We start from the raw sequence: 20,401 nt of genomic DNA, 5'->3' as shown, positions 1-20,401 counted from the left end.
GATACTGATGGCCTATTCTTAGTACACTCATAATTGAGTTGACTTTTAAAGATCTCTTTTGACTTCTTCCATGACAAATGCTTCTATCTCATCATTTTCTCTCAAGTCATCATATTTTTCTAGGCCTATACCACATTCATACCCAGTATTAACCTCTTTAGCATCATCTTTAAAACGTTTAAGCGATGCAATTTTACCTTCAAAGATAACAATACCTTCACGGATAACACGCACTTGAGCATTACGTGTAACTTTACCCGTTGTAACGTATCCCCCTGCAATGGTGCCCACATTAGGTACTTTGAAAGTTGCACGCACTTGGATTCTACCTAAGACAACTTCTTTGAAAGTAGGTTTTAGCATACCTTTCATTGCAGTTTCCACATCATTAATCGCGTCATAGATAATACTATAAGTTCTTATGCTAACGCCTTCTTGATCCGCAATGAAAGATACATTCGCAGAAGGTCTTACATTAAATCCAATAATAATTGCACTGGATGCTGAAGCCAATGCCACATCACTCTCAGAAATTGCACCTACACTCGCATGAAGAATATTGACGCGAACTTCTTCATTCTTAATTTTGAGAAGAGATTGTTTTATAGCTTCAACGGAACCATGAACATCCGCTTTGACAATTATATTGAGATCTTTAATTTCACCTTGTTGAATTTTTTCAAATAACTCTTCAAGAGTAAGACCACTATTTTTGCTAAGTGATTTTTCTCTAACTTGAATCGCATTTCGATCTGCAAACAGTTTAGCTGTTTTCTCATCAGGCGTTACAAAAATTTGATCTCCCGCTTGAGGAATATCAGATAAGCCGTCGATCTCAACTGAAGTAGACGGTCCAATCTTCTTAACTTTTTTACCTTTATCATTGTACATTGCCTTGATCTTACCAGCAGATGCACCTGCAACGATAGGGTCTCCAACGCACATTTGACCTTTTTCAAGAATGATCGTTGTAACCGTACCACGCCCTTTAACCACTTTTGCTTCTATAACAGAACCCACACCTAAACGATTTGGATTCGCCTTCAACTCAAGCACTTCTGCAACCAGTAGTACCATTTCAAGTAATTTGTCAAGGCCCTCACCCGTTTTAGCTGAAACTGGCACAGCAATAACATCGCCACCCCATTCTTCAATGAGCACACCGCGATCCGCAAGTTCTTGCTTAACACGATCTGGATTGGCATTTGGCTTATCAATTTTATTGATTGCCACTATGATCGGTACATTAGCTGCCTTACTATGGTCAATTGCCTCAATCGTTTGTGGCATAACACCATCATCCGCTGCAACAACTAAAATAGCAATATCTGTAACCTTGGCACCTCTAGCTCGAAGTGAAGTAAATGCCTCATGACCAGGTGTATCTAAAAATACGATTTTTTCACCTCTATGAATGACTTCCGAAGCACCAATATGTTGCGTGATACCACCAGCTTCACCCTCTGCCACACCAGTATCTCTAATGGCATCCAACAAGGATGTTTTTCCGTGATCGACGTGTCCCATAACAGTAACAACTGGTGCACGTTTAATCATTTCTTCTGGCTTATCTTCAGAATCGAGTTCAAACAATTCCACAAGATTTTCTTCTTCCACAACAACTTGTTCAAGTTCGATATTGTACTCAAGAGCTAGCAACTCAGCAGTTTCAAAATCTAGATCTTGATTAATCGTTGCCATTGTTCCCAGTTCCATGAGTTTCATAATCACATCATTAATGCCTTTGTTAATTTTTTCTGCAAACTCTTTAACTGTAATCGGCATTTCAATTTTAAGAACTTCTTTTGCCAACTTTTCTTCTAATTTTTCAATTTTATCTTTTTCAAATTGTTGTTTGTATTTTACTTTCTTTTGCTTCGTCTTTTTACCAAAGTTAAAGTTTCTATTCGGATCTGTTTCCTTAACTGCCATGGAACCCTTTTGTAATTTTTTAGCTTTTTTTGCCTTGGTTTCTAATTTATCTTGATCAAAGGTCACAACAATTTTATCTTTTTTAGGTTTCTTTTTCTTTGGTGTCTTTTCTTGAATTTCAGAAACGATTGATTTAATGGATGATTCTGTTTTTTTACTAGAATTTCTGCCATCACGACTTTGATAATTGCCGGAACCTCTATTGCTAGACCCCGTATTCGAGCTACCTTCTCTTGGCTTATAGCCGCCCTCACGTGGCTTGTATCCACCTTCTCTTGGCTTGTATCCACCCTCTCGTGGTTTATAGCCACCCTCTCGTGGTTTGTAACCGCCATCGCGGTTGCCTGAAGCAGTACCGCTAGAATTCTTATTATCATACGATCGATTACGATTATCATAGTTTCTATTTTGATTGTAACCGCCCGTTCTCTGATCACCTGTTCTCTGATCGCCCGTTCTATTTGGATTGTTTCTGTTGTCATAACTTCTATTGTTGTTATATGATCGATTATCGCCGCTTGGTCTATCTCCAGCTGGTCTGTTGTCATAACTTCTATTGCGATTATCATAGTTTTTGTTTCTGTTATCTGAAGCGGTTCTATCTCCAGCAGGTCTTGACGTAGACGTCCGATTATCATTATTTCGGTTATCATAATTCCTATTTGGAGCATAACCACCGGTTCTCTGCTCTCCAGATCGATTGTCATATGATCTGCTTCGATTATCAGTTGTTCTGGATCGATTATCATAATTTCGATTATCAGTTGTTCTAGACGCACTCGAACTGCCAGCATTTGATGATCTTGTATCATTGGTACGATTTCTCGTGTCATTAGATCGATTATCATAATTTCTATTTCGGGAATCGCTACTATAGTTCTTCGTATGCTTCTTATTTTCTTCTTCCTTCACTTCTTTCGTGCGATCATAAATAATTTTATGATGCTTTTCTGCTGGTTTTGATTGGGCTTGATCTGAAGCACTCTTTGGCTTAAAATTACTCCTCAATTTTGCAACTTCATTGTCTTCTAAAGTACTCATATGAGATTTGATTTCAAAACCCAGCTTTGTTGCTGCATCTTGAACCTCTTTATTGGACTTATTTAATTCCTTTGCTAGTTCGTATATTCGGATTTTTGACATAGCTTCACCTCCGTGTTATAGAACATCAATTTTTTCAATCAATGCTCTAGAAAATTTTTTGTTTGAAATTCCGAACAAACCGTAATTCTCTTTGCCAATTGCTCTTGACAATTCATCCTTTGTATAAAGAATTCTATAGGCAACGTCTTCCGATTCACATAACTGGATTATTCGTTTGGTGGTCGTTTCATTAAGATCATTCGCGATAATCATCAATGAAATTTTTTTGCGCTTTATCCCCTCAGAACAAAGTGTTTCACCTAATACTAAATTACCCGATTTTTTTGCGAATCCCATAAGCGTTAAAACGTTATTCATGGTCATCTAACTTCTCCTTGAGCGCATCAAAAACAGAGTCGTCAATTTGAGTCTCAAAAGCACGGTTAAATGAATTCTTTTTAATCGCCTGGTCAAAACACTTTTTGTCTTTACAAATGTAAGCGCCTCTACCATTTGCTTTTCCAGTAAAATCAACGAAGACTTCGTCTTCTTTATTTTTTACAACTCTAATGAGTTCTTTTTTGGGCTTTTGCTCACCGCAACCAATACATTTTCTCATTGGTATCTTTTTCATAATTATTCATCATCTCCGTATACTTCTTCATATTCGCCAATCTCACGCAAATAATTTTTATACTGAGTTTCACTTTTTATATCAATTTTCCATCCTGTCAACTTAGCAGCCAATCTCGCATTTTGACCTTCTTTACCAATCGCAAGCGAAAGTTGATAATCTGGCACAACAACTAGTGCTGAGTTATCTTCTTCATCCACTTCCACCCGCATTACTTTAGAAGGGCTCAGTGCATTTGAGATCAAAATGGCAGGATTTTCATTCCATTCAATAATATCAATTTTCTCACCTTGAAGTTCGTCCACGATATTTTGAACCCTATGTCCCTTTTGCCCAACACATGCGCCAACAGGATCAAGATCAGGATTACTTGCATAAACTGCAATTTTAGTTCTTGAACCCGGCTCCCTTGAAATATTTTTCACTTCGACTTCCCCATCAAATATTTCAGGTACTTCAAGCTCAAACAAGCGTTTTACAAGCCCTGGATGTGTTCTAGAAACATATATTTGAGGCCCTTTAGTCGCATTTTTAACCTCTGTAATATAGGTTTTAATGCGTTCCCCTTGGACATATTCCTCAGAAGGAATTTGCTCATTTGGCGCCAACATCGCTTCAGTTCTGCCCAGATTGATATAAATGGTTCCCTTCGCAATTCTATGAATGACGCCGTTGACGATTTCACTTTCTCTACTTGCAAATTCATCATAAATGACACTGCGCTCAGCTTCCCTAATCTTTTGCACAACAACCTGTTTTGCAGATTGAGCCGCTATTCTACCAAAGTCTCTTGGTGTCACTTTCTCTTTAACAATATCGCCACTTTCAAAATCTTTATCCAATTTTTTGGCTTCCTCAACAGAAATCTGAGTTATTTCATCAAACACCTCATCTGCAACAATTCTCACAGAATAAACGTTAATTTCCCCTGTTTCACGATTTAACTCAACTTCAACATTATGAGTTGCACCAAAATTATTCTTATAAGCTTTGATCACTGCATCTTCAATAACATCGAAAAGCATGTCCATGGCAAGACCCTTTTCTTTCACCAATTGTTCCAATGCAATAAGAAGTTCTGTCTTCACGTCTTTATCCCTCCTATTCAAATTCTACAACAAGCTTTGCCACAGAAACCTTACTCTTCGGAATCGCAACCTCACCCATTGCTTCATTTTTGATAATAATATTATCTTCTACCAATCCTACTAAAACCCCATTTATAACTTTTTGACCTTCAAAAGGCTGATAGAGTTTCAATTGAACTTCTCTATCTTTAAAACGCTCAAAGTCCTGATCCCTCTTAAGAATCCTTTCCACACCTGGGGATGTCACCTCTAAAAAGTATTGTTCTTCAATAGGATCAATGGAATCCAATTTACTGTTTAGATGCTGACTGACCAGTTGGCAATCATCCAAAGAAACACCGGTCTCTTTATCTATAGTTACGCGCAAATAACGATAGGGTCCCTCTTTGACAAATTCCACGTCCAATAGCTCTAATCCCTGAGTCCTTGTAAACGGTTCAACAATTTCTGACACGACATCTACAACTCTTTTCTTTTTCATAAGCCACCTACTTTCACTTTCTCACCGTCATAATTTATATTGTTAATGCATTAAAATTCAATTTATGTACTCACCATAACATAAAGAAGAAAACATATAGAATTACAATAACAAAGAGTGGGAACCCCCACTCCTTATGTCTTAATCTATTAACTACTATATTATAACACATTGCCTGTGTTTATGCAAACGAGAATAGGGATAATTGATTGTCATCAGGCATACCGTCAAAACAGCCATGCGTCTTTAATGCCTCAATTACCGTTTTGGATACTTTGGTCTTAGATTGGAAGTCTTCAACCGACAGAAAATCATTTTCTGTTTTTCTAACTTCTTGAATACTAATTGCCGCACTTGCACCTACACCTTGAAGTGCTAAAAAAGGCGGCAAAATTTTTCCTTCAGAAATCTTGAATTTTTCAGCATCAGATTCCAACAAATTGACTTTTTTAAACTCAAATCCTCTACTGTAAAACTCATCTACAATTTCTAAGATTCCTGCTAGATCCATTTCTTTCTTAGTTGGTTTTTCAAGACCTTCAAGCTCTTTCATTTTAGCTCTTACCACAATTTTACCCTTGCATACAAGTTCTGCATCAAAATCGTCCACTTTAATTGAGAAAAAAGTGGCATAAAACGCAAGTGGATGATGCACTTTAAAGTAAGCAATTCTAACGCTCATCATGACATAGGCAACCGCATGCGCTTTAGGGAACATGTACTGAATCGTCTGACATGAATTGATATACCAATCTGGCACATCCTTAGCTTTCATGTCCGCAATATCCTCTTCAGTAAGGCCCTTGCCCTTACGTACTTTTTCCATGATTTTAAACGATTTCAAAGGTTCTAGCCCTTGTAAAAGCAAGTAGTTCATAATATCATCACGCGTTGCAATAACGTCCTTTATGGTCACTATATTATTGCGAACTAGGTCTTGCGCGTTGTTCACCCACACGTCAGTCCCATGAGAAAGACCAGAAATACGAACCAAATCCGAAAAAGTTCTAGGATCAGTATCTCTGAGCATTTGTCTTACAAATTTTGTCCCGAATTCTGGGATTCCCAAACTACCAATATCAAGCGCATATGTTTCATCCACAATATTAAGTGAATCCGTAGAGTGAAAAATTTCCATAGTGCCTTTGTCATCCAAAGAAATATCGAAGACATTTACACCTGTAAGTTCTTCTAACTGCTTGATAATGGTCGGAACGTCGTGCCCAAGTATATCTAATTTCAGGAGACGACCACTGATGGAGTGATAGTCAAAATGCGTTGTAACCACATCTGAAGTGACATCATTGGCAGGATACTGAATCGGACAAAATTCGTGAATATCGTGATCTCTTGGAACGACCATGATACCGCCTGGATGTTGTCCCGAAGTTCTTTTGATCCCAGTAAGGCCTTGTGCCAAACGTTCAATTTCATATCTATGCACTTCTTGATTACGCTCTTCAAAGTATTTTTTGACATAGCCATATGCAGTTTTTTCAGCAATTGTACCAATCGTGCCCGCTTTAAAAGTTTTACCTTCTCCAAACAGAACTTCACAATATTTATGTGAATTGGCTTGATAAACGCCTGCAAAGTTAAGATCGATATCGGGCTCTTTATCCCCATCGAACCCAAGGAAGGTTTCAAAGGGAATATCATGGCCTTCTTTAATCAACTTTGCACCACACTTTGGACAAGCCTTATCCGGCATATCAACGCCGGCTGAGTAAGTACCGCTTGTATCAAATTCAGAATACTTGCATTCACCGCAGATATAATGCGGTGGCAATGGGTTTACTTCTGTTATGTCACTCATTGTAGCAGCAAATGAGGAACCAACAGACCCTCTTGAGCCCACTAGGAAACCATCATCTAGAGATTTCTTAACCAATTTTTGAGCGATAATATACATGACAGCATATCCGTTCCCAATAATAGAGGTGAGTTCTCTATGGATGCGCTTTTCAACGATTTCGGGCAGGGGCACACCATAGATGCGCTCAGCTTTATTCATACACATTTCCCTGAACTCTTCATCTGCACCATCAATTTTAGGTGGAAAAGTGCCTTTGGGTACCGGCAGAATATTTTCACAAGAATCTGCAATTTTTCGCGGGTTATCTATGACAAGCTCTTTGGTTCGGCTACCTAAATAACTGAATTCAGCCATCATCTCTTCAGTCGTTCTAAAGTAAAGCGGTGCCTGATTATCCGCATCTTTAAACCCGTTGCCAGACATGAGAATACGCCTATAGATCTCATCTTCCGGATCGAGAAAATGAACATCACAAGTGGCTACGACAGGTTTTCCCAGTTGATCTCCCAAATCTAAAATACGCAAATTGATTGCTTCCAACTCCTTATGATCTTTCACTCTACCCGATTCAATCATAAAAGCATTGTTGCCCGTAGGCTGAATTTCTAGGTAATCATAAAATTCAGCAATTTCTTTTACGATTTCAGGCTCTTTATTGTTCATGATGGCCTTGTAGAGTTCTCCGCCTTCACAAGCACTTCCAAGGAGTAAGCCCTCGCGTTTTGCTCTAAGTGTACTCTTTAGAATCCTTGGCTTTCTATAAAACGTTTTCAAATTGGATTCAGAAACAATTTCATATAAATTTCTAAGGCCCTGTTTATTTTGAGCTAGCAAGATCACATGAGACATGTCCAACATTTTAAAATCCATTTCCTTGGACGCTAAATAGTTGATCCCTATGAGATCGTTTACGTTTTTTTCCTTAAGCATTTCAATAAATTTTGAAAAGACGCGTCCAGTGGCTTCAGCATCTGCAACTGCACGATGGTGATCATTTAATACAATCTTCAAATGTTTTGTAATCGCTTTCAAATTATGCCGCTTTATTGAAGTTAAAAGCAATCGACTCATTGCTAAAGTATCCAAAATCAAATTGTTAAATGGCAACGACTGTTTTTCACAGTTATATCTGATAAAGGAGACATCAAATGTTGCATTGTGAGCGACCACAGGACAGTCTCCCACAAACGCCATAAATTTAGGCAAAATTTCTTCAATGGTCGATTGATTTTTCACCATATCGTTATTGATCCCGGTGAGTTCAATGATATGAGGTGGAATAATCCGTTCTGGATTGATGAGTTCGCTAAAACTTTCAATTACGCCGCCTTCTTTCACTTTAACAGCACCAATTTCAATAATCTTATCATTATTATAAGAAAAACCTGTGGTTTCAATATCGAAAACGACAAAGCTCTCATCTAAGCTGTATTCATTGGCGTTCTTGATAAGCTCTACTTCATCATCCACGAGATAGCCTTCAAGTCCGTAAAGCACTTTTATTTTGTCGCCAGCATAAGAAGCAGCGTCTGGAAAGGCCTGTAAAACACCATGATCTGTAATGGCAATGGCAGGATGTCCCCATTCGATAGCCGTATTGATGATTTTTTTAACGGATGTAATGCCGTCCATTTCACTCATATTGGTATGAAGATGCAATTCAACCCTTTTTTCCTCAGAGTGATCCATGCGCTTTTCTTCTTTCTTGCCTTCATTGATTGCTGTAAATTGCAAAACCCGCTCTTTATCAAATTGGTCATAACGATTGATACCTTCAATGAGAAACCACAATCCCTTTTCAATGCGTCCAGAAAGTTCTTCATATTCGTTTTTCTTTAAAAATTGTTTACAGCAGATGGCATTAGACCCATCTGACACAAAGACCTTGTAAAGATACTTACCGCCTTTGAGTTCTCGACTGTCTGTCGTAATCACTTTGCCTTCAATCGCATAAACTTCTTCTTCTTGAACAATGTCTTCAATCATTGAAATATTTCTCTTTATGCGATTTCTGAAGAGTACGTCACTGGGTTTATCTGTTTTTTTACTTCCAGATGATGCTTTTGGCGCTTCAGGTCTTCTCAGTTGTTCTTCATTAAAAGCAGATGTAGCATTTTGAACAATGGCCTCAATCTCTTCATCCTTCATTTTTTCAAACGCCTCTAAGCCCTCTATATCCGTCTTAAGAGCGCTTGTAGAAACGACAAATTTTTGATTTAAATTTTTCTGACATATTTTATCAATCAATTCAGAGGTATTGTATTGATGAAAAGTGTTTTCAAGACCTTGATCTTCAAAAACAATACTGATTTGATTCTTTGAAAAATCTATTTTGCTCTTTCTGAGAATACTTGCCACCGCTGGATTATTGCGTTTAATAACATATAAAATATTGTCCCAATGTTCAGATATGTCAATCTTACCATTCTGATTTGCCGTTGCTGTCTCAACCCCAATCTCAAAATGTTTAATTTCAGAAAGCGTCATGCCCAAATTCTTCTTGAGTTTTTCAATATTTTGAGAAGGGATAAAAGAGCGCGAATTTAACAATATGGATAGAGCATTTTGTTCTCTTTTATATTCAATTTTTTTTATTTCTATATCATTGATTTGCAAAGATTCCGCAATCAATTCATTAAAGGGACGATTCATTAACTTAACCTTTCCGTTTAAATCAATTGACAGCTAAAGTTTAAAAGTTAAAAGTCAAACCTTAAGCAGCGCTCTGCCCGTGGAGTAACTACAAAGTACATCTCCTATTAAACGGCAAATCGTCTGCGCAGAAATGACTTTTGACACTCTAGCCACAGATGCATTTAAGAAGAACACGTTTAGAAATGATCAATTTCTTCTAAAAGTGCCTCCATTACTTGTTCTTCTTTAATTTTTCTCACCACAAGTCCTTTTTTAAAGAGCAAATATTCACCTTTACCACCTGCGATGCCAATATCAGCTTCTCTTGCCTCTCCAGGACCATTTACAGCACAACCCATAATTGCAACCGTCATATTTTTATCGATGTTTTCTACTCTCTTCTCAACTTCTTGAGCAAGCTTTATCAAATCGACTTCGGTTCGACCACAAGTTGGACAAGCAATGATTTTAATGCCAAAAGATCTCAAATCTAATACCTCCAAAATCTTTTTGGCAACTTGAATCTCTTCCACAGGATCGTCTGTCATAGTGACCCTTATGGTATCACCAATGCCTTCAAGCAAAAGCGCACCAATGCCAATGGATGACTTGACTGTACTTGAAAATTTGGTGCCCGCTTCGGTTATGCCCAAGTGAAGCGGATAATTCACTTTTTCACTCAAAAGTCTATAGGCTTTTACCGTTATTGGAATATCAGATGCCTTGATGGAAATTGCAATATCATAAAAAGATAAAGCCTCAAAAATTTTGACATGTGACATGGCACTTTCGACGAGCGCCTCTGCGGTAAGCCCACCATACTTTTTATAAATCTCTGGATCAAGAGACCCACCATTAACGCCAATTCTTATTGGAATTTGCTTTGCTTTTGCAAGCGTCACAACTTCCGCCACTCTATTGATATCACCAATATTTCCGGGATTTAATCTAATTTTATCAACACCACTATGAATCGACTCTATTGCAAGTCTATAATCAAAATGGATATCTGCAACAATAGGGATATGAATTTTTGCTTTAATATCTTTTATTGCTTTGGCTGCTGCCATCGTCGGCACTGCAACTCTGACGATTTCGCATCCAGCAGCTTCGAGTTCAAGAATTTGCTTAACTGTATCCGCCACATGTTCTGTCTTGGTATTTGTCATGGACTGAATTAACACGGGATTTGAGCCTCCCATGAATAGATTGCCTACTTTAATCTCTCTTGTGCCATTCATGCAAGCCTCCTATCTGAGATTAGAAATATCTCTAAAGACCAAAAAGACCATTAACGCCATCAATATGGCAAAGCCTACAAAGTGGACATAACCTTCTTTTTCACGATTGATCGGCCTTCCAAGGATCATTTCAATAACCACAAAGACAATGCGACCACCATCCAGCGCTGGGAAAGGCAATAAATTCACAATGCCGAGATTTATGGAAATATAAGCTGCAATGAAGAGCAGATTTAAAAAGCCTGCCCTAGAAGCTTGACCAATGACATTGACAATCCCCACAGGCCCCACAACTTCACCTTGAACATTACCAGTTCCCAATTGTGAGAAAAACTGAAAAATACTCACAAAAAAAGTAGAGAATTGCTTTCCAGCAAGTGGAAAGGCTTTGTTGATCTGCTTCACCGATTGTGGGGATATGCCCACTCTATATACCGAATCCGCTGGATCTAGTGCAGGTTTCACCTTTAAGTTTACAATCTCATCGTTTCTCAAAACTTCTATATTGAGCATTTGGCCTTCACTGTTGTTGATATTATCCACAATCGCTTCCCATGTGTCAATCTCAGTTTGATTAATCTTAACAATTGTATCACCAGACATAAGACCGCTCGCCTCAGCCGGACTGTTTTCCAAAACTTGATCCACTGTATTGGATGGATATCCCACACTGAACATGATGATGACCAGTAGAACATAAGCAAGAACGAAGTTCATTATGGCGCCTGCGGCAAGAACAATCAAACGCTGCCAAGGTTTCTTTGACACAAAACTTCTTGGATCATCCGACTCGCCGTCTTCTCCCTCCATTTTTACAAATCCACCAATCGGAAAGGCTCTTACAGAATACAGTGTTTCAGGTCCTTGTTTTTTCAACACTGCTGGGCCCATTCCCAGTGAAAATTCCTGTATTTTAATATCATTTAACCGTGCGGTTATAAAGTGCCCAAATTCATGTGCCAACACAATAATGCCAAACACAAATATAAAACTTATAATGGTCATTAACACTGTCAATAAAGTTGTCAATAGCATAAGTATTCCTTTCTAACGTCTTTGATTGAGCATTTCAAGCGTCAATCTTCTCGTTTCTAAATCCACTTCAAGTATTTTATCAATAGTCAAATACATCTCATTTTTAAATTGATCCATGCTTTCTAAAACCATATCAGAGATATCGTAAAACTTAATGCGATCTTCCAAATAAGCCTGTACAAGAATTTCATTGGCCGCATTCATAACGGTAGGCATGATGCCCCCACGGTTTAATGCCGTTTTTGCAATATCTAAACACGGAAATCTCTCGGTATCCGGTTTTGAAAATGTCAGCTCTTTCAATTTAAAAAAGTCAACTCTCTCTATATGATTTAAATGTCGCTCTGGGTAATCTAACGCATATATAATAGGTAATTTCATATCTGGAGTAGACATTTGTGCCATGACAGATGCATCTTCAAATTGAACCATTGAATGAATAATGCTTTGAGGGTGAATAACAACCTCAATTTGATCAAGGTTCACATCAAACAACCATTTGGCTTCAATGAGCTCCAACCCCTTGTTCATTAAGGTTGCAGAATCAATTGTAATTTTTCGTCCCATTGACCAATTGGGATGTTTCAATGCTTCAATCGCTTTTTTGTTTCGAATTTCATCTTGAGTATAATTTCTAAATGCACCTCCAGATGCTGTTAAAAGTATTTTCTCCACACGCTTAGTGTGTTCTCCATTTAAGCACTGAAAAATAGCACTGTGCTCACTGTCCACCGGCAAAATGGATACCTTATGCCGAGCAGCAAGAGGCATGATAAGTTCTCCAGCAGTTACAAGCGTTTCCTTATTAGCCAGTGCTATTGTCTTTCCAGCTTCAATTGCTTTAACAGTAGGTAATAAGCCAATATTCCCAACAACAGAGGTTAATACAATGTCCACATCTGGATGTGTTGCAACTTCAACAAGGCCTTCCATGCCCTTTAGAACCTTAATATCATAAGGTTCTAATTTAACTTTTAAAACATCATAAGCATACTCGTCATATGCAACAACAAATTTAGGCTTATGAATTAATGCCTGCTCAAATACACGCTTGTCCTGCTTATTGCATGCGATCGCAAAAACATCGTATCGACCACATGCTCTGATTATATCAAGCGCTTGAGATCCTACCGAACCTGTAGAGCCCAATATTGTGATTTTCTTCATTTATGATCTCCTACGTGTTAAATTAAATAATTAAAAATAACAATGAAATAGTATACCAAAGGCATTGTTATGAGGATACTATCAAAACGATCCAATACGCCGCCGTGACCTGGCATGATTTTGCCAAAATCCTTTATATTAAAGATTCTCTTAATTTTCGATGCAATAAGATCCCCAACCTGTGATAAAATGCTGCCGATTAGACCCAAAAAAACAGCATATAGCTGGAAATCCGAATTAAAAATACCTGCATATAGATAGCTAAAAATCAAACATGCAATGACACCACCTAACGAGCCCTCAACAGTCTTCTTGGGACTCACAAGAGGAATTAGGGGTGTTGAACCAATCAACTTACCTGTAAAATAAGCAAATGTATCCGTTATAAAAGCAATTATAAAAGGATACCATATAAAAAAGTTGCTATCTAGTTTCCATATCATAATAATATGTGATAAAGAAAAAGCAATATAAAAAAAACCAACAAAAGTAACCATACTGCCCATCAAAATATTTTTTTTATGGAGCATAGTTACTGTAAGTAATAAAAATAAAAACGCAGCAATAAGAAAGGTGTAATAATCCTCTGGCATATCTTTATATAACCCACCAAACCAAGCTGTCGTCATAAAATAACCTGCCCAGTTTAAGACATGATATTTTTTTGAAAATACTTTATAAAATTCATACTGACCAATTATGCTCAACAGATATGCTGCAAAAAACAGCAATGTGCCCCCTTTAATCAATACAAAGATTAACAGCGGCAATGCTACAAGTGCTGAAATTGTACGCATTTTCATTGAATTCACCTCTTATATCGCACCGAATCGGCGATGTCTTTTTTGATATTTAATCAGTGCACTTCTATAAAGCGTTTCATCAAAATCTGGCCAAAAATGCTCGTCAAATACGAATTCAGTATAAGCGACCTGCCACAACATGAAATTACTTAATCTTTGTTCGCCACTAGTCCGAATTAATAGGTCCGGATCGGGTAACTCTTTTGAAAAAAGATGATTTGAAAATAAGGTTTCATCAATATCATCAAGGGCAATCTTTTCAGCATTGAAATCCATTGCAATTTGTCTTACTGCTCTTAAAATCTCATCTCTGCCACCGTAATTCAAAGCGATGTTAAAATTCATCTCCGTATGATGTTGAGTGCGTTCAACCGCACGCAATACTTCCACTTTTGCATACTGTGGCAGAGCCTCCACATCGCCAAAAATATTAATTTTAACTTTATTGGCAATGATTTCATCTATTTCAGATCTGAAAAATTTAACTAAGATATCCATGAGTCCATTCACTTCTTCAGCAGGTCTGCTCCAATTTTCAGTAGAAAATGCATAAAACGTGATGTTCTCCAATCCCAGCTTTTTGCTTTCTATAACAATACGCTTTAATGTTTCCATACCTGCGTTATGCCCCATCAATCTCGGTAACCCTCTTTTTTTAGCCCATCTGCCATTGCCATCCATTATAAAGGCAACATGCTTTGGAAGATTATCAAGTTCAATAGGCACTTTTTTATTTTTTTTGAATAACATGTGATTACCTCATTTGATCATTTTGTTTTTACAGGGTAATAAAAGTATGCGCGGATACTTTTCGTCCTTTGGCCGAAACCACTACGCTCAACGTGATTTTCGCTTTGCGAAAACACTGCCTTCGCTTCAATTGCATTTCGGATACTTTTCGTCCTTCGGCCGAAACCACTGCGCTCAACGTGATTTTCGCTTTGCGAAAACACTGCCTTCGCTTCGTTAGTTTATATAAAAACCCTCCAAATGGTGGAGGGCATAAGGTTATACTTCCATAATCTCATCATTTTTTTTGTTAACAAATTGATCTATAGTATTCACATGATCATCAATCATCTTTTGAACTTCTTTTTCTGCCGATGTCAAATCATCTTCAGTGATTTCTTTATTTTTTTGCATTTTTTTTAGCATTTCAATTGCATCTCGTCTTTCGTTTCTGAGTGCAACTTTTGAATCTTCACCAATTTTTTTAGCTTGTTTAGCTAAATCCTTACGACGTTCTTCTGTGAGCATTGGCATTACAAGTCTTATCACCTTGCCATCATTGCTTGGATTGATGCCTAAATCCGCGATTTGTATTGCTTTTTCTATATCCTTTAAAATAGAGGCATCATAAGGCTGAATTTGAATAATTCTTGGCTCTGGCACAGAAATGCTTGCAAGTTGTTTAATAGGTGTTTCAGAACCATAATAGTCGACCATAACTCTATCTAAAATAAGTGGATTAGCTCTCCCAGCACGAATATGATTTAATTCATCTTTTAACACACTTAGTGTTTTTTCCATTTTTTCATTTAACTGTTCATGTACTTGATTTCTCATTACTACGCCTCCTCAATGATAGTTCCAACATTTAATCCGGAGCATGCTTTGATGATATTTTCTGGGAAATTTAAGTCAAATACAGAGATGGGAATGTGATTGTCCATACAAATAGTGATTGAAGTTAAATCCATAACACCTAGTTTCTGATTTAAAACTTCTGTAAATGAAATTTTATCATACTTTTTGGCAGATTCATATTTAACTGGATCGCAATCATATACACCATCGATATTTTTTGCAAGCAGTATTAGTTCGGCATCAATTTCAGCTGCTCTAAGCGCTGCAGCCGTATCCGTTGAAAAAAATGGACTCCCTGTTCCTGCTGCAAAGAGTACAACTTTCCCCTCACTTAAGTAATGAACCGCATTTTCTCGATTGTATGCTTCTCCAACTTGTGGCATTGGAATAGCACTGAGCACCTTAGATTCAACGTCAAGATATTTTAGTGCGTCAGACATTGCTAACGAATTCATCACTGTTGCAAGCATCCCCATATAATCAGCTGTCGTTCTCTCCATCTTGGGATTGGAACGACCTCTCCAAAAATTCCCAGCACCAATAACAATACCCACTTCTGCACCTAATTGATGTATCTCTTTAACATATTTTGCGATATTATGAACTGTATCATAATCCACACCAGAACCTCTTGTTCCCGCCAATACTTCACCACTTAATTTTAACAACACTCGTTTATACTTAAGTTCCAAAGCACAACCTCCGTTCTATCTCTATTTTACAGTAATTAATGAGTCCAATCAAACTTTTTTTCCTTAAAAAAGAGAACACAGCTGTGTTCTCTCTAGATTTACAAATTTTAATTAAGCTTTTAATTGCTTAGCAACTTCTTCAGCAAAGTTTTCAGATTTCTTTTCAAGGCCTTCGCCAACTTCAAATCTTGAGAATCTTCTTATAGAAAGATTTTCACCAATTTTTGCAATTTTTTCTTTTAATAGATCATCAATAGTCAAATCAGGATTTTTGATGAAAGGTTGCTCTAACAAACAAACTTCTTTATAGTATTTTGCAATTCTGCCTTCAACCATTTTATCAACGATTTGAGCAGGTTTGCCTTCATTTAAAGCTTGGTTTCTTAAAATCTCTTTTTCAGCATCAAGCGCTTCTGTAGGCACTTCTTCTCTTCTTACATAAAGTGGTTTAGCAGCTGCAACTTGCATTGCGATATCTCTACCAAATTCTTGAAACTCTTCATTCTTAGCAACGAAGTCAGTTTCACTGTTAATTTCAACAATGACTCCAATTCTGCCACCATGAATATATGAAGCTATAATTCCTTCTGCAGCAATTCTATCACTTTTTTTAGCGGCTTTAGCAATCCCTTTTTCTCTAAGGTATTTGACGGCCTCATCCATATCACCATTTGTTTCAACAAGCGCTTTTTTACAATCCATCATACCTGCGCCAGTTGCTTCTCTTAATTCTTTAACTAATGAAGCTGAAATTGACATGTTATATCCTCCTAATTATAATATTAAAGACCTGCGTCTTATGTTCTTTCTTTAAAAAAGGTAAGAGAATTTCTCTTACCTCAATATTTTATTACTCTTCAGTTTCAACTGCCTCTGCAACAGGTGCATCAGTCAATTGTTCTCCTTGGTTCGCTTCGATAACAGCATCAGCCATTCTTCCTGCAATTAATTTAACCGCTCTAATTGCGTCATCATTACCAGGAATAACATAATCCACTTCGTCCGGATCACAGTTTGTATCGACGATAGCAACTACAGGGATACCTAAATTTCTTGCTTCTTTAATTGCAATTCTTTCTTTTTTAGGATCGACCACGAAGATAGCACTTGGTAATTTAGTCATGTGCTTGATACCACCTAAATATTTCTCAAGTTTTTCTTTTTTAGCTTTTAATTGAAGTACTTCTTTCTTAGGTAAAGCTTCGAAAGTACCATCATTTTCCATTTTTTCTAATTTGAATAATAAATCAATTCTTTTCTTAATGGTTTTGAAGTTTGTTAACATACCACCCAACCATCTTTGGTTGACAAAGTACATACCAGCTCTTAATGCCTCTGATTCGATTGCTTCTTGAGCTTGCTTTTTCGTACCAACAAAAAGAACTGTACCATTCTCTTCTACAACGCTTTTTAAAAATTCATAAGCATCATCAACCATACCTACTGTTTTTTGAAGGTCGATAATATAAATACCATTTCTTTCTGTGAAGATGTACTCAGCCATTTTAGGATTCCATCTTCTTGTTTGGTGACCAAAGTGTACACCAGCTTCTAATAATTCTTTCATTGAAATTACTGACATTTTAAATCCTCCTCGTTTTTTACCTCCCTACTTTTCATCTTTTGAAATCACCTCAATAGGCAACAATTTCAAAATTAAAGTAGGTGTGTTTTTATTACCTCTAGTAGTATACCACAAAGCCCTTTGAAGCTCAACTTTTTTTTATTCAAAAGCACTCATGTCTTTTTTGTCACATCTGGCAATTGAATAAGCAGTTGAAGTTCACCAATGCCCATATCAAGTTCTTTTGCAATTGCCTTTAAACTCAAACCTTCGCTTCGCAGTTTTACAACTTTCTCGCGTAATGTTGCATCTGATTTGAAATCCACAATTTCATCTTGCACAGCGGGCTCAGATTGCTTTATCGATTTCAGTTCATTCTTACTTAAATCCATTTTGGCTTTATGTGCTACAACAGATGCCTTTAAACTTTCATCTGCTGCGCTTTGATCCATACCGCTTTGAAAACGTTCTAACACAGAATCCACTTTTTCATTTAGCAGTTCAATCTCTTTCTCATGCTGTGAATATTTGCCTTCCAAATCATCGGCAATATTATAGAAGGCATTGTTCATTTCATCAATGGATATTTGCAAGTTTTCCATTAGAGTGAAAAGGTCTTCATCCTTGTAGAATCTCGAATGTTCCAATAGTTGCTCTCGCTTTACTATTGCCCTATTTAATTCTCTTCTAATCATAAAAATGGAACTGATTACAATAATCAGTCCAAATATAATACTTATAACATACATAGGCTCTACACTTTCATATCAAATTTTGTGCCCTCTTTGCCGTTTCCGTATTGAATAGCAGTTTTCTTTTCAGGTTTCTTCTCATCTTTATCAGAAAGACGCTTTTTCTTTTTCTTCTTATTTTTCTTTTGTGTCTCATTATCTTTTTTATTGTTTTTAACGACATTATGGTCCTTTTGCTCAAGCGTATTAACAGTCTTCTGCTTTTTAGCGCTCTCTTCCTTGTTTTGATTTTGGATATTTGCAAGCTCATTAGCTTGTTTGCTTACAACATTCTGTTTAGCCGGATGAATTTCCTCCGTTTTATGAACCACCATTTGCATGTCTATCGGTCTAATGCCCATAATTTCACCTTCCTTTAAAATCATAAGATCAACAGAAAAATTATAAGTCAGTAAATATCTCTTAGAATGTCAAAAGTCAAAAGTTGAGCAACCTTCTCAAATTTTAATATGTTCTTGCAACAATTTCTCCCTTGTCTTTAAATATACTTGTATGTGTCATTTCATGTTTTACATAAAAACTTGTACTGCCGATCTTAATACGCGTACCAGGATAGATAATTTTCGCTGATAACTTTGCCCCTTTAATATTATTGACAAGTTCATTCAGCATTTTAAGTCTTTCTCTCTTTTCGCTTAACTGTGTATCCATCTCAATAAAATTCGAACTATACTTCTTATACATAAATATGGATCGTTCATCTTCTGGATTTTGTTCTACTTTGCTTTTTAAAAGTTTGAGAGACTTATCGAGCTTATTGTGCATATCCATCAAATCTTTGACTTCTGTGGACAACGTTTTAAGTTCATCAATCAATTCCACATCAACACCTAATTTAAATGAAGTCACTATGCCGAGTTCAGATCCAATGACTTGAGCCTCAATATCTCTTTTACAAAATATTTCTCCACCAACGATCAAGCCTTTTTTGCCTTTAACCGTTATCTGACCATCGCATTTAACTAGGCTATTCATAATTGCACCTGTCTCAATATTCCCCTTGCAAGTCACTTTGCAACTGTTGATAAAATTAGAAGTCAAATTTTTACCACAGTAAATGCTTGCACTGTCGTGTCCCTGAATGCCGCGAGATATGACAACATCACCTGTTGCTTTAATATCTGCACCCTCAACAACACCATTTATAACAAGATCACCCTCGCAATCTATTTCATACCCATCCGTCACATTGCCGTGTATAATCACTTGTCCATGAAATTTAATGTTTCCCGTTTCTACACCGACATCTTTATTAATCTCAAGAATTTTGATAACAGAGATCTTATCATTATCATTCACAATTGAGCCATCACATTCTGCCAAAATTGAAAGACCATCTGGAGAGATTTTTACATTTTTTCCAAACTTAAAAACAACATCTTTCCCATCTTTACCTCTGATCACTTTGCCCGTAACCGTGGTACCATTTTTCGCTTTGGTTGCAGGCGTCTTTACAGCAAGGACATCGTTCTCTTTAATGACCTCTACATAGCCCAGATTCTTAAAATCAACACGTCCATCCTCTAGGAGTTGAGGCTTGGCATGATGTTCTTTGGCATATGAAAATTCTATTTGAGCATCTATGCCATTTTCATGTGGTACGCCCTCAGCAACCACTTCATTAAATACAGACTTCTGATTTTTACAGATGGCTTCAATAATATTGAATTTTAATCCATAGACGATATTTCTATCTTTTAAAAGCTTTATAATATCATCCGGCTTTACAACCGCATCAGGTTGTAAAAACTCTATAGACAGTAATGCCTTATAGTAGTCATCAGATATTTTTATAGATATATCAACTTTGGATTGATTTTGTTCACTCATATTTCCCCCCTGATTTTAATGATTCTAATATATATATCGGCATTGTTTAAAAAAACATTATC

18 protein-coding genes are annotated in these 20,401 nt (G+C 36.9%); all 18 read right to left on the bottom strand.

What is annotated here, in order from left to right; all coding sequences use genetic code 11:
- Positions 1–45: 45 nt before the first annotated feature.
- Positions 46–3,075, bottom strand: a complete 3,030-nt coding sequence (gene infB / locus ISU02_RS01505; RefSeq protein WP_194700009.1) for a translation initiation factor IF-2 — start codon at positions 3,073–3,075, stop codon at positions 46–48.
- 15 nt (positions 3,076–3,090) lie between these two features.
- Positions 3,091–3,399, bottom strand: a complete 309-nt coding sequence (locus ISU02_RS01500) for a L7Ae/L30e/S12e/Gadd45 family ribosomal protein (protein WP_194700008.1) — start codon at positions 3,397–3,399, stop codon at positions 3,091–3,093.
- The gene (rnpM, locus tag ISU02_RS01495) at positions 3,386–3,655 is read right to left on the bottom strand and encodes an RNase P modulator RnpM (RefSeq protein WP_323985000.1); all 270 of its coding nucleotides are present in this window, start codon (positions 3,653–3,655) and stop codon (positions 3,386–3,388) included. Before rnpM ends, ISU02_RS01500 begins: the two co-directional genes overlap by 14 nt.
- On the bottom strand, positions 3,652–4,737 hold the full coding sequence (gene nusA, locus ISU02_RS01490) for a transcription termination factor NusA (protein ID WP_194700006.1): 1,086 nt from the start codon (positions 4,735–4,737) through the stop codon (positions 3,652–3,654). The genes rnpM and nusA overlap by 4 nt, the downstream gene beginning before the upstream one ends.
- Positions 4,738–4,750: 13 nt before the next feature.
- A complete protein-coding gene (locus tag ISU02_RS01485; protein ID WP_194700005.1) occupies positions 4,751–5,218 on the bottom strand; it encodes a ribosome maturation factor RimP in 468 nt (155 codons plus the stop codon).
- A 181-nt stretch (positions 5,219–5,399) separates the two neighbouring features.
- Complete coding sequence (locus tag ISU02_RS01480; protein ID WP_207736139.1) at positions 5,400–9,686, bottom strand: PolC-type DNA polymerase III; 4,287 nt, start codon at positions 9,684–9,686, stop codon at positions 5,400–5,402.
- A gap of 179 nt (positions 9,687–9,865) precedes the next feature.
- Positions 9,866–10,909: a flavodoxin-dependent (E)-4-hydroxy-3-methylbut-2-enyl-diphosphate synthase gene (gene ispG, locus ISU02_RS01475; protein WP_194700004.1), complete on the bottom strand. Its 1,044-nt coding sequence runs from the start codon at positions 10,907–10,909 to the stop codon at positions 9,866–9,868.
- A 9-nt stretch (positions 10,910–10,918) separates the two neighbouring features.
- Positions 10,919–11,944, bottom strand: a complete 1,026-nt coding sequence (gene rseP, locus ISU02_RS01470) for an RIP metalloprotease RseP (protein ID WP_194700003.1) — start codon at positions 11,942–11,944, stop codon at positions 10,919–10,921.
- Positions 11,945–11,956: 12 nt separating this feature from the next.
- On the bottom strand, positions 11,957–13,111 hold the full coding sequence (locus ISU02_RS01465; protein WP_194700002.1) for a 1-deoxy-D-xylulose-5-phosphate reductoisomerase: 1,155 nt from the start codon (positions 13,109–13,111) through the stop codon (positions 11,957–11,959).
- A gap of 17 nt (positions 13,112–13,128) precedes the next feature.
- A complete protein-coding gene (locus ISU02_RS01460; RefSeq protein WP_194700001.1) occupies positions 13,129–13,914 on the bottom strand; it encodes a phosphatidate cytidylyltransferase in 786 nt (261 codons plus the stop codon).
- Between the two features lie 12 nt (positions 13,915–13,926).
- Positions 13,927–14,664, bottom strand: coding sequence for an isoprenyl transferase (locus ISU02_RS01455; RefSeq protein ID WP_194700000.1), 738 nt, complete (start codon positions 14,662–14,664; stop codon positions 13,927–13,929).
- 258 nt (positions 14,665–14,922) lie between these two features.
- Positions 14,923–15,480 carry a ribosome recycling factor gene (gene frr / locus ISU02_RS01450; protein ID WP_194699999.1) on the bottom strand — a complete coding sequence of 186 codons (558 nt, stop codon included), beginning with the start codon at positions 15,478–15,480 and terminating at the stop codon, positions 14,923–14,925.
- A 2-nt stretch (positions 15,481–15,482) separates the two neighbouring features.
- Complete coding sequence (gene pyrH, locus ISU02_RS01445) at positions 15,483–16,193, bottom strand: UMP kinase (protein ID WP_194699998.1); 711 nt, start codon at positions 16,191–16,193, stop codon at positions 15,483–15,485.
- Positions 16,194–16,304: 111 nt separating this feature from the next.
- Positions 16,305–16,952 (bottom strand): translation elongation factor Ts, encoded by a 648-nt coding sequence (tsf, locus tag ISU02_RS01440; protein WP_194699997.1) that lies wholly within the window; start codon positions 16,950–16,952, stop codon positions 16,305–16,307.
- A 91-nt stretch (positions 16,953–17,043) separates the two neighbouring features.
- Positions 17,044–17,775, bottom strand: coding sequence for a 30S ribosomal protein S2 (rpsB, locus tag ISU02_RS01435; RefSeq protein ID WP_194699996.1), 732 nt, complete (start codon positions 17,773–17,775; stop codon positions 17,044–17,046).
- Positions 17,776–17,930: 155 nt separating this feature from the next.
- Entirely contained in the window at positions 17,931–18,506 is a 576-nt protein-coding gene (locus ISU02_RS01430) for a DUF6115 domain-containing protein (RefSeq protein WP_194699995.1), read from the bottom strand.
- 5 nt (positions 18,507–18,511) lie between these two features.
- A complete protein-coding gene (locus tag ISU02_RS01425) occupies positions 18,512–18,850 on the bottom strand; it encodes a hypothetical protein (RefSeq protein WP_207736138.1) in 339 nt (112 codons plus the stop codon).
- A 103-nt stretch (positions 18,851–18,953) separates the two neighbouring features.
- Positions 18,954–20,339, bottom strand: a complete 1,386-nt coding sequence (locus ISU02_RS01420; protein ID WP_194699993.1) for a DUF342 domain-containing protein — start codon at positions 20,337–20,339, stop codon at positions 18,954–18,956.
- Between the last annotated feature and the right edge of the window lie 62 nt (positions 20,340–20,401).

The organism is Fusibacter ferrireducens, from assembly GCF_015352425.1.
Classification (GTDB): domain Bacteria; phylum Bacillota; class Clostridia; order Peptostreptococcales; family Acidaminobacteraceae; genus Fusibacter_A; species Fusibacter_A ferrireducens.
This window is presented reverse-complemented; position numbering and strand designations above follow the sequence as displayed.

Coding starts and splice junctions, on each gene's coding strand:
- infB (WP_194700009.1), bottom strand. CDS start 3,075: ATGTCAAAAATCCGAATATACGAACTAGCAAAGGAATTAAATAAGTCC.
- ISU02_RS01500 (WP_194700008.1), bottom strand. CDS start 3,399: ATGACCATGAATAACGTTTTAACGCTTATGGGATTCGCAAAAAAATCG.
- ISU02_RS01485 (WP_194700005.1), bottom strand. CDS start 5,218: ATGAAAAAGAAAAGAGTTGTAGATGTCGTGTCAGAAATTGTTGAACCG.
- ISU02_RS01480 (WP_207736139.1), bottom strand. CDS start 9,686: ATGAATCGTCCCTTTAATGAATTGATTGCGGAATCTTTGCAAATCAAT.
- ispG (WP_194700004.1), bottom strand. CDS start 10,909: ATGAATGGCACAAGAGAGATTAAAGTAGGCAATCTATTCATGGGAGGC.
- rseP (WP_194700003.1), bottom strand. CDS start 11,944: ATGCTATTGACAACTTTATTGACAGTGTTAATGACCATTATAAGTTTT.
- ISU02_RS01465 (WP_194700002.1), bottom strand. CDS start 13,111: ATGAAGAAAATCACAATATTGGGCTCTACAGGTTCGGTAGGATCTCAA.
- ISU02_RS01460 (WP_194700001.1), bottom strand. CDS start 13,914: ATGAAAATGCGTACAATTTCAGCACTTGTAGCATTGCCGCTGTTAATC.
- ISU02_RS01455 (WP_194700000.1), bottom strand. CDS start 14,664: ATGTTATTCAAAAAAAATAAAAAAGTGCCTATTGAACTTGATAATCTT.
- frr (WP_194699999.1), bottom strand. CDS start 15,480: ATGAGAAATCAAGTACATGAACAGTTAAATGAAAAAATGGAAAAAACA.
- tsf (WP_194699997.1), bottom strand. CDS start 16,952: ATGTCAATTTCAGCTTCATTAGTTAAAGAATTAAGAGAAGCAACTGGC.
- rpsB (WP_194699996.1), bottom strand. CDS start 17,775: ATGTCAGTAATTTCAATGAAAGAATTATTAGAAGCTGGTGTACACTTT.
- ISU02_RS01430 (WP_194699995.1), bottom strand. CDS start 18,506: ATGTATGTTATAAGTATTATATTTGGACTGATTATTGTAATCAGTTCC.
- ISU02_RS01425 (WP_207736138.1), bottom strand. CDS start 18,850: ATGGGCATTAGACCGATAGACATGCAAATGGTGGTTCATAAAACGGAG.
- ISU02_RS01420 (WP_194699993.1), bottom strand. CDS start 20,339: ATGAGTGAACAAAATCAATCCAAAGTTGATATATCTATAAAAATATCT.